Annotated in this window: 14 protein-coding genes and 1 rRNA gene; 7 read left to right on the forward strand and 8 right to left on the reverse strand. The window is 65.5% G+C overall.

Annotated features, from left to right (window positions below; genetic code table 11):
- The first annotated feature begins 3 nt into the window (after positions 1 to 3).
- Positions 4 to 117, forward strand: a 5S ribosomal RNA gene (rrf, locus tag QOC76_RS23265).
- Positions 118 to 181: 64 nt separating this feature from the next.
- Here the strand turns inward: rrf and QOC76_RS23270 are convergent.
- The 4 genes from QOC76_RS23270 to QOC76_RS23285 all read right to left on the reverse strand — a co-directional run bounded on the left by QOC76_RS23270 (position 182) and on the right by QOC76_RS23285 (position 3,001).
- Entirely contained in the window at positions 182 to 685 is a 504-nt protein-coding gene (locus tag QOC76_RS23270) for a methylated-DNA--[protein]-cysteine S-methyltransferase (RefSeq protein ID WP_526360840.1), read from the reverse strand.
- Positions 685 to 2,172 carry an AlkA N-terminal domain-containing protein gene (locus QOC76_RS23275; protein ID WP_526360842.1) on the reverse strand — a complete coding sequence of 496 codons (1,488 nt, stop codon included), beginning with the start codon at positions 2,170 to 2,172 and terminating at the stop codon, positions 685 to 687. The genes QOC76_RS23270 and QOC76_RS23275 overlap by 1 nt, the downstream gene beginning before the upstream one ends.
- A 223-nt stretch (positions 2,173 to 2,395) precedes the next feature.
- Complete coding sequence (locus QOC76_RS23280) at positions 2,396 to 2,569, reverse strand: hypothetical protein (RefSeq protein WP_526360844.1); 174 nt, start codon at positions 2,567 to 2,569, stop codon at positions 2,396 to 2,398.
- Positions 2,570 to 2,863: 294 nt separating this feature from the next.
- Positions 2,864 to 3,001 carry a hypothetical protein gene (locus QOC76_RS23285; protein ID WP_526360846.1) on the reverse strand — a complete coding sequence of 46 codons (138 nt, stop codon included), beginning with the start codon at positions 2,999 to 3,001 and terminating at the stop codon, positions 2,864 to 2,866.
- A gap of 176 nt (positions 3,002 to 3,177) precedes the next feature.
- Here QOC76_RS23285 and tpx point away from each other — a divergent pair, with 176 nt between their 5' ends.
- Positions 3,178 to 3,681, forward strand: coding sequence for a thiol peroxidase (tpx, locus tag QOC76_RS23290; protein WP_526360848.1), 504 nt, complete (start codon positions 3,178 to 3,180; stop codon positions 3,679 to 3,681).
- Between the two features lie 7 nt (positions 3,682 to 3,688).
- On the opposite strand, the gene QOC76_RS23295 is transcribed toward tpx, so the two are convergent.
- Entirely contained in the window at positions 3,689 to 5,293 is a 1,605-nt protein-coding gene (locus QOC76_RS23295) for an adenylate/guanylate cyclase domain-containing protein (protein ID WP_526360850.1), read from the reverse strand.
- Positions 5,294 to 5,341: 48 nt separating this feature from the next.
- Between QOC76_RS23295 and nucS the strand changes: the two genes are divergently transcribed.
- Complete coding sequence (nucS, locus tag QOC76_RS23300; protein ID WP_526360852.1) at positions 5,342 to 6,013, forward strand: endonuclease NucS; 672 nt, start codon at positions 5,342 to 5,344, stop codon at positions 6,011 to 6,013.
- An 18-nt stretch (positions 6,014 to 6,031) separates the two neighbouring features.
- On the forward strand, positions 6,032 to 6,328 hold the full coding sequence (locus QOC76_RS23305; protein ID WP_526360854.1) for an Rv1322 family protein: 297 nt from the start codon (positions 6,032 to 6,034) through the stop codon (positions 6,326 to 6,328).
- A gap of 3 nt (positions 6,329 to 6,331) precedes the next feature.
- On the opposite strand, the gene mce is transcribed toward QOC76_RS23305, so the two are convergent.
- Positions 6,332 to 6,802, reverse strand: coding sequence for a methylmalonyl-CoA epimerase (gene mce / locus QOC76_RS23310; RefSeq protein ID WP_526360857.1), 471 nt, complete (start codon positions 6,800 to 6,802; stop codon positions 6,332 to 6,334).
- 82 nt (positions 6,803 to 6,884) lie between these two features.
- On the opposite strand from mce, the gene QOC76_RS23315 reads away from it, so the two are divergent.
- The 3 genes from QOC76_RS23315 to QOC76_RS23325 are packed head-to-tail and all read left to right on the forward strand — an operon-like array spanning position 6,885 to position 9,421.
- Positions 6,885 to 8,066, forward strand: coding sequence for a thiolase family protein (locus QOC76_RS23315; RefSeq protein ID WP_526360859.1), 1,182 nt, complete (start codon positions 6,885 to 6,887; stop codon positions 8,064 to 8,066).
- A 43-nt stretch (positions 8,067 to 8,109) separates the two neighbouring features.
- Positions 8,110 to 8,493: a DUF3817 domain-containing protein gene (locus tag QOC76_RS23320; protein WP_526360861.1), complete on the forward strand. Its 384-nt coding sequence runs from the start codon at positions 8,110 to 8,112 to the stop codon at positions 8,491 to 8,493.
- A gap of 13 nt (positions 8,494 to 8,506) precedes the next feature.
- A complete protein-coding gene (locus tag QOC76_RS23325; protein WP_526360863.1) occupies positions 8,507 to 9,421 on the forward strand; it encodes a tetratricopeptide repeat protein in 915 nt (304 codons plus the stop codon).
- Positions 9,422 to 9,488: 67 nt separating this feature from the next.
- On the opposite strand, the gene glgB is transcribed toward QOC76_RS23325, so the two are convergent.
- The gene (gene glgB / locus QOC76_RS23330) at positions 9,489 to 11,687 is read right to left on the reverse strand and encodes a 1,4-alpha-glucan branching protein GlgB (RefSeq protein ID WP_526360924.1); all 2,199 of its coding nucleotides are present in this window, start codon (positions 11,685 to 11,687) and stop codon (positions 9,489 to 9,491) included.
- Between the two features lie 17 nt (positions 11,688 to 11,704).
- Positions 11,705 to 13,789, reverse strand: coding sequence for a maltotransferase domain-containing protein (locus QOC76_RS23335; protein ID WP_526360865.1), 2,085 nt, complete (start codon positions 13,787 to 13,789; stop codon positions 11,705 to 11,707).
- Between the last annotated feature and the right edge of the window lie 76 nt (positions 13,790 to 13,865).

Genomic DNA, 13,865 nt, shown 5'->3' on the forward strand with positions numbered 1-13,865 from the left:
AGTTACGGCGGAAATAGCGACAGGGAAACGCCCGGACCCATCCCGAACCCGGAAGCTAAGCCTGCCAGCGCCGATGATACTACCCAACCCGGGTGGAAAAGTAGGACACCGCCGAACACAACATCAGACCCTTGCCCCCCAATTCTATTGGGGGGCAAGGGCATTTGTGGGGTCAACCGAGTCAGTCGAACAGCGTCGGAGTAACCGGTTTCCGGCTCCTCTCGAATCCGAGCAATGCACGCTTCCGGTCGATGCCGCCGCCGTATCCGGTGAGGCTGCCATTCGCGCCGATCACGCGATGGCAAGGCACGATGATGCCGATCGGGTTGTGGCCGTTGGCCAGTCCCACCGCGCGGAACGCGCCAGGCGAGCCGATCTGTGCGGCGATCTCTCCATACGATCGGGTCTGCCCGTACGGGATCGTCGACAGAGCCGCCCAGACGCTGCGTTGAAATGGGGTGCCGACCAAGTCGAGGTCCAGTTCGAAGTCGAAAAGCTCGCCGGCAAAGTAGGACTCGAGTTGCTCCACGGCATCGGGGAACGCACCGTCGTCAGGCGTCCAGCCGTTGTGGCTCGGCTCATAAGTTTGATCGACCATGCGCAGATGCATCAGTCGACCGTCGCGACCGGCGAGAGTGAGCAGCCCGACCGGGCTGTCAACTGATCGGAACTGGATGACTGACATCATTTCTCCTTCGGCGGCCAGTGGTTCACCGCATGGTCGAGGGCGGTCCAGAGGTGTTGAGCGGCATAGGATCTCCATGGTCGCCAGCGAGTGCTGTGCTCGGTGAGAGCACGAGGGTCCTCCGGCAATCCCACCTGCTTGGCGGCCAGCAGGACGCCGAGATCGGTGGCGGGGAACGCGTCGGGGTCGCCGAGGCCGCGCATGGCGATGACCTCCGCCGTCCACGGTCCGATTCCCGGCAGTGCCAACAGCTGATGGCGAGCGCGGTCCCAGTCGCAGCCGGCATCCAGAAGCACGTCGCGGTTGGCCAGCGCTTCGACCAGCGACATCAGGGATCGCTGTCGTGATCTGGGAAATGCCATGTGAATCGCGTCGATCTCGGCAAGATGTTCGATCGACGGGAAGACGTGTGTCAGCCCGCCGCCTGCATCGGTCAGCGGCCGGCCGTACGCGGCGACGAGGCGGGCGGCGTGGGTGCGGGCCGCCTTGACCGACACCTGCTGGCCAAGCACGACCCGCAGCGCCAGCTCGGCTTCGTCGACAGTACGAGGGATGCGTTGGCCCGGCGCCTTTCTGACAAGTGCGCTCAGCTCCGCATCGGCGCTCAGCGCGTCGACGACGGCTTCGGGGTCTGCGTCGAGGTCCAGTAGGCGCCTGCAGCGGGCGATGGCGGTGGCGAGGTTCCGGAAGTCGTCGAGCACGAGGGTGCACCGAACGTGGCCGGGTTCCGGTGTCAGGCTGACGATTCCGTTGCCTGCGGGCAACCGCAGCGTTCGCCGGTACGCCCCGTCGCGGACCTCCTCGACCCCGGGCACGGCGCAGGCCGCCAGGTGACCGAACAGACCCTCGTAGGCGAACGGAGTGCGGACGGGTAGCCGCAGCGATAACGTGCCCGCCGCGACGGACTCACCGCGGCCGAACTTCGCCCGTGCCCGTCGGCGCAGCGCGGTAGGGGTGAGGTCGCACACCATGCGGATCGTCTCGTTGAATTGCCGGATCGACGAGAACCCGGCCGCGAATGCCACATCGCCGATGGGCAGGTCGGTGGTCTCGATGAGTACGCGCGCCGTTTGTGTCCGCTGCGCACGCGCCAGCGCCAGGGGGTTCGCGCCAACCTCAGCCTGCAGCATCCGCTCGAGCTGGCGGGTGGTGTAGCCGACGCGAGACGCAAGGCCCGTCACGCCTTCGCGGTCGACGGTGCCGTCGGCGATCAGCCGCATCGCCCTGGCCACCACGTCCCCGCGCACATTCCATTCCGGGGAGCCCGGTGAAGCGTCCGGACGGCAGCGCTTGCACGCCCGGAAGCCGGCACGCTGGGCGGCGGCCGCGGTGGGATAGAAGCGCACGTTGCGCGCGAAAGGAGGCCGGACGGGACAACTGGGCCTGCAGTAGATCTTCGTGGTCAGCACGGCGGTGACGAACCAGCCGTCGAACCGGGCGTCTTTCGACTGAACGGCACGGTAGCAGCGGTCGAAATCCTCATGCACGTCTACGACAATTACACGCCGCCACCGACATCACTGGCGGAAAAACGACATCGACGTCCTGAATGCGACAGTCGACGCCTCAGACGCAACCCATGCGTTGGCGCGGGCAGGGCCGATCTCCGCGGCGCCGAGCCTGGCATCAGCCCGACGCACTCAGGATCTGTTTAACCACAGGTGCGGCCGACGCGGGGTTTTGGCCCGTGTACAGATTGCGGTCCACCACCTATATTGGCCGCCAGTCTTCGCCTCGCGTGAAGTCGACGCCCATCTTGATCAGTTCGTCTTCCACGGTGAAGATGGCTTTCTCGCGCAGGCTGACCGCATCCTCTTCGGAATTGGTGTAGGCAGTGACCCGGTAGCCGGCGAATGGTGAGGCGCCCGCGCGGCGCGTAGCCATGATCGCAACGGCGCATGGCAGACGATTGCCAGCGGTTTTCCGGATGCGAGCGCGGTGATCAGCAGTCGACCGGAATCGGCGTCTTTCCACAGGTCTTCCATTGGACCGTGGCCGCCGGGGTAGTAGACGGCGTCGTAGTCCTCCGGCGGACGTTCGCTAATTCGATTGGGCGGCGCAGCTCCTCGGCGGTTCGCAGAATGCCCTCCAGCTCGAGGGCGATCTGCTCACTTCCGGCCATTGTCGGGCGCAGACTCATGACGTCGACGTGGCCCACTACAGCGCCGGGGGTGGCGATCAGACCTCATGACGGGCTTCGGTCATTGCGTGGTACGGGGCGGCGAACTCTTCGGCCCAATAACCGGTCGGGTGTCGGGTGCCATCGTTGAGCGTCCAATAACTCGCTCCGGTCGCGACGAAGAGGATTCTGGCCATCGTTGCCCCTACCTACCCGGAGGCCCGTGAGTCGGTCTGCTCAGAGAATCGGCCTTCGCGTGACGATCAAAATCGTTCGCCCGCGGCTTCCTCGCAGCGACAGCACAGCAAGCGCGCGGATCCTCAGTGTGCGATGCAAAGACAGCGGACCAATCCGCCTTTGGCAGACTGTGTGCGTGGCTCAAATAACTCTGCGTGGAAATCCCATCAATACGGTGGGCGAGTTGCCGCCCGTCGGTTCACCGGCGCCCGGCTTTTCGTTGATCGGCACCGACCTCGGCTCGGTCAGCAGCGAGCAGTTCCGCGGAAAACCGCTTCTGCTCAACATCTTTCCGTCCATCGACACACCGGTGTGTGCCACCAGCGTGCGCACCTTCAACGAGCGTGCCGCCACGAGCGGACTCACAGTCGTCTGCGTATCCAAGGACCTGCCGTTCGCGCAGAAGCGATTCTGCGGCGCGGAGGGCATCGAGAACGTACTGACGGCGTCGGCGTTTCGTGACGGGTTCGGCGAGGATTACGGAGTCACTCTGGTCGACGGTCCGATGGCCGGTCTGCTTGCACGGGCCGTCGTGGTGGTCGGCGCGAACGGCGACGTGCTCTACTCGGAGCTCGTGCCCGAGATCGCCCAAGAACCCGACTACGACGCAGCGGTTGCCGCGTCCAACGCGTCGGCGTAGTCCTGCACTAGACCGGAACCGCCAGCCTCGTCGGCTCGTCGTGTCCGCGCAGCGTCACGGTCTCGCCCAGAGTCCAGTGAGCACGCTCGGACTCGCTCGCATTCTCGACGGTGCAAGCTGACGCGAGCAGGTTGCCCGGTGTGGACTTGGCCAGCTCACAGAGCCGGGCAGCCTCATTCACCGGCTCGCCGATGACGGTGTACTCGAAGCGTTCCTTGGCGCCGACGTTGCCGGCCACTGCCTGCCCGGACGCCACGCCGATTCCTGCCTCGCACTCGGGCACCTCGGCCCGAATGCGCTCGGCGATGGCGCGACCTGCGGCCAGCGCCTCGCCCTCTGGATCGTCCAGATGGTTCGGCGCGCCGAAGACAGCCAGCGCCGCGTCGCCCTCGAACTTGTTGACGAAGCCGTGGTGGCGGTCGACCTCCTCGACGATCACCGCGAAGAAGCGGTTCAACAGTTCGACCACCTCGGTGGCGGACCGGCCGGTCACCAATTGGGTGGAACCGATGATGTCGACGAAAATCACCGCGACGTGACGTTCCTCGCCGCCGAGCTTTGGTTTCTCTTTCTCCGCTGCCGCGGCAACCTCGCGGCCAACATGCCTGCCGAACAGATCCCGGACGCGCTCGCGTTCCTTGAGTCCCTCGACCATCGAGTTGAAACCGCGCTGTAGCTCGCCTAGCTCGGTGCCGTCGAAAACCACGACGTTGCAATCCAAGTCGCCCTCCTCGACATGCTTGAGCGCCGAGCGCACCACCCGCACCGGCGTCGCGGTGAGCCACGACAACAGCCACATCAGGATGGCGCCGAAGACAAGGGTCGCGGCCGCGATACCCAATACGGCGTAGGCGAATTGAGTTTCGGTGAGGTTTTGCAACGATAGCGCGAATATCGCGGTCACGGCGATGCCGAGCACCGGTACACCGGAGCTGAGCAGCCACACGAGCATCGTCCTGCCCATGATTCCGTCGGTGAGGCGGTGAGGCGCAGGTCCGGCTTCCAGTGCCTGTGCGGCAACCGGGCGGAGAGCGAATTCGGTGATCATGTAGCAGCCGGTAGCCACCAACACACCGGGAAAGCTGACCGCGAACAGGAACCGCGGAATGAAATCCGTGTCGTGCAATCCGTATAGGACCGTCAGCAGCGCCGTGCCGACGCCCCAGAGAATCAAGATCGTGCGGGCCACCCGCCACGGCGCCACAAAGGCGTTGCGGTGATCGGTGCGGTTGGGCGTTCGCTCCTCGATAGCCCATCGCAGCGAGCGCACGATCCGCCGGGTCACCCAGAAGGTGCCCAAGCCAAGCGCCAGCACGATGTAGGCCGGGGCCACAACGAACGTCAGCCATGCCGGCACATCGCTGAAGACGCTCGGCACCGGAAAGGCGAACGCCACCAAGAGCGTCGCGACGATGATGCCGAGCAGGTTCGTGAACAAGATGAAGAACGTGAGGATGATTTGGATACGGATGCGCCTGCGCGTCTGGCTTTCGGTTTCCTTGCCCAGCAGCCAGGACCCGTAGTCGGGTGTCGTGGACAACCGACCGCTTTGCCGGGTCACTGCTTCCAGGACCCGGCCCATTCGGTGCGCGACACTCTTTTGCGAGTTCATCTCGTGTCAGCCTAATTTGCCGAACGCTGTGGCCCTAAAGTTGTCCGGGTGCGTCTCGTCATCGCCCAGTGCACCGTCGACTACGTCGGGCGCCTGACCGCCCATTTGCCGTCCGCCCGCCGGCTCCTGCTGATCAAGGCAGACGGGTCGGTCAGCGTGCATGCCGACGATCGCGCATATAAGCCGCTGAACTGGATGAGTCCACCCTGCTGGATGACCGAGGAGCAGGGCGAGTCACTGCCGGTGTGGGTGGTGCAGAACAAGGCGGGCGAGCAGCTGCGCATCACCGTCGAAGAGATCGAGCACGACTCTCGCCACGAACTCGGCGTGGATCCGGGGCTGGTGAAGGACGGTGTCGAGGCGCATCTGCAGGCGCTGCTGGCCGAGCACGTCGCGCTCCTCGGCGCGGGGTACACGCTGGTGCGCCGCGAGTACATGACGCCGATCGGGCCGGTCGACCTATTGTGCCGCGACGAGCAGGGCCGGTCGGTGGCGGTCGAGATCAAGCGGCGCGGCGAGATCGACGGCGTCGAGCAGCTCACCCGCTACCTCGAGCTGCTCAACCGCGACACGGTGCTGGCACCCGTCAGCGGCGTCTTCGCGGCACAGCAGATCAAGCCGCAGGCGCGCACGTTGGCGACCGATCGTGGGATCCGTTGCCTCACACTGGACTACGACGAGATGCGCGGAATGGATAGCTCGGAGTTCCGGCTGTTCTGAGCGCCTAAGCTGGTCACCATGGCCAAGCGTCGAGCCACCGGTCGCAGGCAGCCGCCGCGGGCACCGCTGCCTGCGTCTCGTCGAATAGAGATCGGACCCGACGGCTACCACTACGAGGTCCGGGCGATCGCGGCCTCTCGGACGACGAAAATCTACCGCTGCCCCGGCTGCGATCATGAAATACGGCCGGGCACAGCCCACTTGGTGGTGTGGCAGGCCGACCTCGGTGAGCACGCTGTGGAGGATCGGCGGCACTGGCACACGCCCTGCTGGCAGCACCGCGCAACGCGCAGTCCGACGCGTAAGTGGTCGTAACAGTCAGTGAACGGTGGCGGGCTGGACAAGCTCGATGAGCACGCCGCCGGCATCCTTGGGATGGATGAAGTTGATCCGCGAGTCCGCGGTGCCGCGGCGCGGGGCGTCGTAAAGCAGCCGCACACCGTCTTCACGCAGCCGTTCGGTAAGCGCCTCGATGTCGCTGACCCGGTAGGCCAGCTGCTGCAGGCCGGGGCCGCGCTTGTCGAGGAACTTGGCGATCGTCGAAGTCTCGTCGAGCGGAGCCATTAGCTGGATCTGCGCGCTGCCCACCGGCGCACCTCGCACCGACAGCATCGCCTCGCGGACGCCCTGCTCCTCGTTGACCTCTTCGTGCAGCACGATCATGCCGAGATGGTCGTGATACCACTTGATGGTGGCATCCAGGTCGGCGACGGCGATGCCGACGTGATCGATTGCTGTCACCAGGGCGCTTGCCAGCGTGGGCCGGGCATCGACTTGCTCGGTGGACATAACGTAACGGTAACCTGGCGGGAAGAATCGCGCCTCGGCGATGTCCCAGATGGACTGTTCTTGATCGTTTCTGGAGGTAAGTATGACGACGTCGGTAATCGTTGCTGGAGCCCGCACTCCTGTGGGCAAGCTGATGGGCTCGCTGAAGGATTTCTCGGGCAGCGATCTGGGCGCGATCGCCATCTCCGGCGCGCTGGAGAAGGCGGGGGTGCCCGCCTCGGCGGTCGAGTACGTGATCATGGGCCAGGTCCTGACCGCGGGCGCGGGCCAGATGCCCGCCCGTCAGGCTGCGGTCGCGGCGGGAATCGGCTGGGACGTGCCCGCACTGACGATCAACAAGATGTGCCTGTCCGGAATCGGCGCCATCGCGCTGGCCGATCAGCTGATCCGTGCCGGTGAGTTCGACGTCGTCGTGGCAGGTGGGCAGGAGTCGATGACGCAGGCGCCGCACCTGCTGATGAACAGCCGGTCCGGCTACAAATACGGTGACGTCACGGTGCTCGACCACATGGCCTACGACGGCCTGCACGACGTGTTCACCGATCAGCCGATGGGCGCGTTGACCGAACAGCGCAACGAGCAGGACAAGTTCACCCGCCTCGAGCAGGACGAGTTCGCCGCGAGTTCCCACCAAAGGGCCGCTGCGGCATGGAAAGACGGTGTCTACGCCGATGAGGTCGTGCCGGTGAAGATTCCGCAGCGCAAGGGCGACCCGCTGGAGTTCACCGAGGACGAGGGCATTCGCGCTAACACCACCGCGGAGTCGCTGTCCGGCCTGAAGCCCGCATTCCGCAAGGACGGCACCATCACCGCGGGGTCGGCGTCGCAGATCTCCGACGGTGCGGCCGCCGTGGTCGTGATGAACAGGGACAAGGCCGAACAGCTCGGCCTGAAGTGGCTGGTGGAGATCGGCGCGCACGGCGTGGTCGCCGGCCCCGACTCCACGCTGCAGTCGCAGCCCGCCAACGCCATCAAGAAGGCGGTTGCGCGCGAAGGCATCGCCGTCGAGCAGCTCGACGTCATCGAGATCAACGAGGCGTTCGCTGCGGTCGCGCTGGCCTCGATGAACGAGCTCGGTGTGAACTCCGACAAGGTGAACGTCGACGGTGGAGCGATCGCCATCGGGCATCCGATCGGGATGTCGGGTGCACGCATCACCCTGCATGTGGCCCTTGAGCTGGCACGACGCGGGTCCGGCTATGGCGTGGCGGCGCTTTGCGGCGCCGGCGGACAGGGCGACGCGTTGATCCTGCGGGCGCGCTAGCGCCTACGACGCTTTGTAGTAATTCGCTGCTGATTCGGGCACAATGGCGGCCATGACGAGCGCCTTCGATCTCCGCACGCGAGTGGGTTGGTTTCGGCTTATCGCTCTGGCCGAGGCCGTGAGCTGGGCCGGTCTGCTGGCCGGGATGTACTTCAAGTACCTCGGCACGCCCCGTACCGAGATCGGCGTCAAGGTCTTCGGCATGACCCACGGGCTGGTCTTCATCGCCTTCGTGGTGGCCGGTGTATTGGTCGGAATCGCCGTCAAATGGACGCTCAGCACATGGTTGCTGGCGTTGCTGGCGAGCGTCGTACCGCTGTGCAGTGTGATCTTCCTCATATGGGCGGATCGGACCGGCCGCGTGGGCGCCGCGAGGGTCGCAGCAGGGGTGCTGCAACCAGGCCGATCATTGCCGGAAACAACGTGACAGACTTGATGGCGTGACTCGTCCTCGTCCTCCCGCCGGGCCTGGGCCCTCCATTGCCGGCGCTGTTGACCTCTCCGTCCTCAAGCAGCGCGCGACCCCAGCCGGAGAGGGTGGCGTGCCGGCGCAGGGTTCAGGCGTACCCGGAGGTGTGGAGGTCACCGAGGCCAATTTCGAAGCCGAGGTGATCGGTCGGTCCAACGAGGTGCCGGTCGTCGTCCTGCTGTGGTCGCCACGCAGCGACGCCAGCGTGCAGTTGGGTGAAGCGCTGGCGAGCCTGGCTGCCGCTGCCGGCGGCAAGTGGTCGCTGGCAATCGTGAACGTCGACACGACTCCGCGCGTCGCTCAGGTCTTCGGTGTACAGGCGGTGCCGACCGTCGTGGCGTTGGCGGCGGGACAACCGCTGTCGAGCTTCCAAGGCATGCAGCCTCCCGACCAGCTACGAGGCTGGCTCGACTCGCTGTTGAATTCCACCGCCGGAAAACTCGAAGGGTCCGCCGACGCAGACGAACCCGAGCAGGTCGACCCCGAATTGGCGCAGGCGCGTACGCATCTCGACGCCGGCGAGTTCGACGCCGCGCAGGCCGCCTACCAGAAAATCCTCGACGCCAACCCCGACCACGAGGAGGCCAAAGGCGCCGTGGGCCAGATCGCCTTCTTGACCCGCGCATCCGCGCGGCAACCGGATGCGGTCACCGGGGCCGATGCCGCGCCCGACGACATCGAGGCCGCGTTCGCCGCAGCCGACGTCGAGATCCTGCAGCAGAATGTGGCTGCGGCGTTCGACCGGTTGATCGCGCTGGTGCGGCGCACCGCAGGCGACGACCGCACGTCGGTGCGCACGCGACTGGTCGAGCTGTTCGAGCTGTTCGACCCGGCCGACCCGGAGGTCATCGCCGGCAGGCGCAAGCTCGCCAACGCGCTGTACTGACGCCGAGATCGACGAAATGGTGCGGTCTACTCGCACTTTTACGCCCAAACGTGAGTTTGGGCGTTAGCTAGGCGGGCTCGAACCACAGAGCGGCCAGCGGCGGCAGCACCATCAAGGCCGACGCGGGACGCCCATGCCACGGCTCATTGGTCGCCTCAACCGCTCCGAAGTTGCCGATGCCAGAACCGTTGTAGATGTCGGCGTCGGTGTTGAGCACCTCGCGCCACGTGCCCGCGTGCGGTAGACCGAGTCGATAGCGGCTGTGCTCGGAGCCTGAGAAGTTGAACACGCACGCGAGAACCGAGCCGTCGTCGCCGAAGCGCAGGAAGCTCAGCACGTTGTTGGCGGAATCGTTCGCGTCGATCCACGAATAGCCTTCCGGGCGGGTGTCTTGCGACCACAGTGCCCGTCGGGTCTGATACAGGCCGTTGGCGTCGCGCAGGAACCGCTGAATGCCATTCGAGAAGCCGTTCTCGTCGAGCTGGTGCCAGTCGAGCCCGCGTTCCTCTGACCATTCTGCGCGCTGGCCGAACTCCTGGCCCATGAACAGCAGCTGCTTGCCCGGATGGGCCCACTGGTAGGCCAGCAGGTTGCGTAGCCCGGCCGCCTTCATGTGGTCGTTGCCGGGCATTCTGCCCCACAGCGTGCCCTTGCCGTGCACCACTTCGTCGTGGCTGATCGGCAGCACGTAGTTCTCGCTGTACGCATACAGCATCGAGAACGTGATCTCCCCGTGGTGATAAGTGCGGTGAATCGGGTCACGCTTGATGAACTCCAGCGTGTCGTTCATCCAGCCCATGTTCCACTTCATCGAGAAGCCAAGACCGCCAAGGTTTGTCGGCCGCGTGACACCGGGCCATGACGTCGACTCCTCGGCGATGGTGACGATTCCCGGCGCCACCTTGTGCACGGTGGCGTTCATCTCCTGCAGGAACTGCACCGCCTCGAGGTTTTCGCGTCCGCCGTAGATGTTGGGGGTCCAGCCATCGGCCGGCCGTGAGTAGTCGAGGTACAGCATCGAAGCCACGGCGTCGACGCGCAAGCCGTCGATGTGGAATTCCTGTAACCAGTACAGCGCGTTGGCCACCAGGAAGTTGCGCACCTCCGCACGACCGAAATCGAACACGTACGTGCCCCAGTCCAACTGCTCGCCACGGCGCGGGTCGGAGTGCTCATAGAGCGGCGTGCCGTCAAAGCGGCCCAGCGCCCAGGCGTCCTTGGGGAAGTGCGCGGGAACCCAGTCCATGATCACGCCGATACCCGCCTGGTGCAGTGTGTCGACCAGATGGCGGAATTCGTCGGGTGTGCCGAGCCGCGAGGTGGGCGCGTAGTACGACGTGACCTGGTAACCCCACGACCCGCCGAACGGGTGCTCGGCGACGGGCATCAGTTCGACATGCGTGAACCCCTGCGACACAACATATTCGGTAAGTTGCTCGGCGAGTTCGCGGTAGCTCAGGCCTGGCCGCCACGACATCAGGTGCACCTCGTAGGTGCTCATCGGCTCGAATACCGGGTTCTGCTGCGCGCGATGTGTCATCCAATCGGTGTCGGCCCAGGTGTAGTCGCTCTTGGTCACCCGCGACGCCGTCTGCGGCGGCACCTCGGTGGCGAAGGCCATCGGGTCGGCTCGTTCGGTCACCGCACCGTCGGCGCCATGCACGCGGAACTTGTACTTGCCCCCGACGGAGAAGCCGGGCCAGAACAGCTCCCACACCCCGGTCGAACCGAGCACCCGCATCGGCGCCTCGTGGCCGTCCCAGTGGTTGAAGTCACCGATCAGGCTGACGCCCTTGGCGTTTGGAGCCCACACCGCGAAGGAAACTCCTTCAACGACCCCGTCGGCCGTCTTGTAGCTTCGCGGATGTGCACCGAGGATGTCCCACAGCCGTTCGTGGCGTCCCTCGGAGAACAGATGCAGGTCCAGCTCGCCGAGCGTGGGCAGGAATCGATAGGCGTCGGCGACTGTGTACGGCTCCCCGCCGTCGTCATACGTGATCTGCAACCGGTAGTCGACCAGATTGGTCAACGGCAGCGCCACGGCGAACAGGCCGGAGTCGAGGTGGGAGAACACATATCGCTGATCGCCGACGACGGCCGCCACCTCGACCGCATGCGGCCGATACGCCCGGATCACCGTGTGGTCGCCGTATTCGTGTGCGCCCAGGATCGAGTGCGGGTTGTGGTGTTCGCCTGCGAGCAGCCGGTTCAGATCGGCGGGATCGGGCCGCATGTGCGGGCTGGTGAGTTGATTGGTACGGGTCATCTGTTCCGTCACTTCCCTCATTCCCTGCGGAGCAGGATCGGTCGTTGTTCGGCTGGTATCGAAGGCATGTTGAACACGTGAGCAACCGCCCTGGCCGGGTCAAGGCGAACGTAATTCGACTGGCCCCACTGGTATTCCTCGCCGGTGATCTCGTCGCGCACCCAGAACCGGTCGTACGGCTGCATCGCCAGGGCGCCCATGTCCAGCCACACCGTCGCCTCCTCGGTACCGAACGGGTTCAGCGTCACCACCACGAGCACTGCGTCCCCGTTGACGGGGTCGAACTTGCTGTAGGCCAACAGCGCATCGTTGTCGACGTGGTGGAACTTCAGCGTTCGTAACTCGCGCAACGCGGGATGCAGTCGGCGAATCTCGTTGAGCCGGGTCAGGAACGGCTCCAGCGACTCGCCCCTGGCCAAGGCGGCCTCGAAATCACGAGGGCGCAACTCGTACTTCTCCGAGTCCAGGTATTCCTCGCTGCCTTCGCGCACCGCTCGATGCTCGAACAGCTCGTAACCGGAATAGACACCCCAGGCGGGGCTGAACGTCGACGCCAGTACGGCGCGAATGGCGAACATGCCGGGGCCGCCTTGCTGAAGGCTCTCGTGCAGGATGTCGGGCGTATTGACGAACAGGTTGGGGCGCGCGTAATCGGCGTGCTCGACGATCTGTTCGCCGAACTCGATCAGCTCCCACTTCGCGGTGCGCCACGTGAAATAGCTGTAGGACTGGGTGAAGCCCAGCTTGGCCAGCCCGTACAGGCGGGCGGGCCGGGTGAACGCTTCGGCAAGGAACAGCACATCGGGGTCGGTCGCCTTGACCTGTCCGATCAGCCACGCCCAGAAGTTGGGCGGCTTGGTGTGCGGGTTGTCGACGCGAAAAATCTTGACTCCGTGGCTGATCCAGTATCGGACCACTCGCAGCACCTCGTTGTAGATTCCTGCGGGGTCGTTGTCGAAGTTGACCGGGTAGATGTCCTGGTACTTCTTCGGCGGATTCTCTGCGTAGGCGATCGTGCCGTCGGGCAGCACCGTGAACCACTCCGGGTGGTCCTTCGCCCAAGGATGGTCCGGGGCGGTCTGCAAGGCCAGGTCCAGCGCCACCTCCATGCCCTGGTCACGCGTCGCTGCGACGAAGTCGTCGAAGTCCTCGATGGTGCCGAGCTTGGGATGCACCGCGTCGTGGCCGCCCTTGTCGCTGCCGATGGCCCATGGCGACCCGACGTCCTTGGGCCCGGCGGTGACGGAGTTGTTGCGACCCTTGCGGTGCACCTTGCCGATCGGGTGGATCGGCGGCAGGTACACCACGTCGAACCCCATCTTGGCGATGCGCGGCAGTGCCTTGGCCGCGGTGGCGAACGTGCCGTGCACCGGTTTGCCCTTCTGATCCCAGCCACCGGTGGACCGAGGGAACAACTCGTACCAGGCGCTGAAGCGGGCCTCGGGCCGGTCCACCCACACGCCGTACTGGTCACCGCGGGTGATCTGGTCGCGCAGCGGGTATTGCGCGAGAAGCTCGGTGACCTCCTCGGACAGCGCCGCGCCGGCACGGGTGAACGGGTCGCCCGGCTTGCGCAGCGCCTCGGCGGCCTCGATGAGGGGATCTCGCAGCGCCCGAGGCACACCGGTAATGGCGCGCTCCAGCAGTCGCGCACCGACGATGAGGTCGTTGGACAGTTCGGTCTCGCTCTGGCCCGCGTCGAGTTTGGCGGTCACATTGTGTCGCCACGTCGCGATCGGGTCGCCCCAGCCGTCCACCCGAAACGTCCACAACCCGACACGGTCAGGACTGAACACTCCGTGGAATACGTCCGGGGTGCGACCGGTCGCCATCGAAATCGCCTGCGGCTTGATCTTCGGCGCCGGGGTGACCACGGTCTCGATCGGCACCGGCTGCGCGGGCGGATTCTGCGCCGGCCCGTCCGTGAGCTGCGGGTAGTCCGTGCCGTGGTAACGCACCACCAGGGTGGCCGCCACTGCATCGTGTCCTTCACGCCACACTGTGGCCGTCACCGGCACCACCTCGCCGACGACGGCCTTGGCGGGATAGCGTCCTGCGGACACCACAGGTGCGACGTCATCGATACCGATACGACCGGCCACCTACCACTCCTTCAAGGCGCGGCCCGGTAGAGGGCCGCTGTCGTCTGGATTCGATTCGTTTACAGCCTCGTCGCGC

Source organism: Mycobacterium sp. (genome assembly GCF_032159565.1).
Taxonomy (GTDB): Bacteria; Actinomycetota; Actinomycetes; order Mycobacteriales; family Mycobacteriaceae; genus Mycobacterium.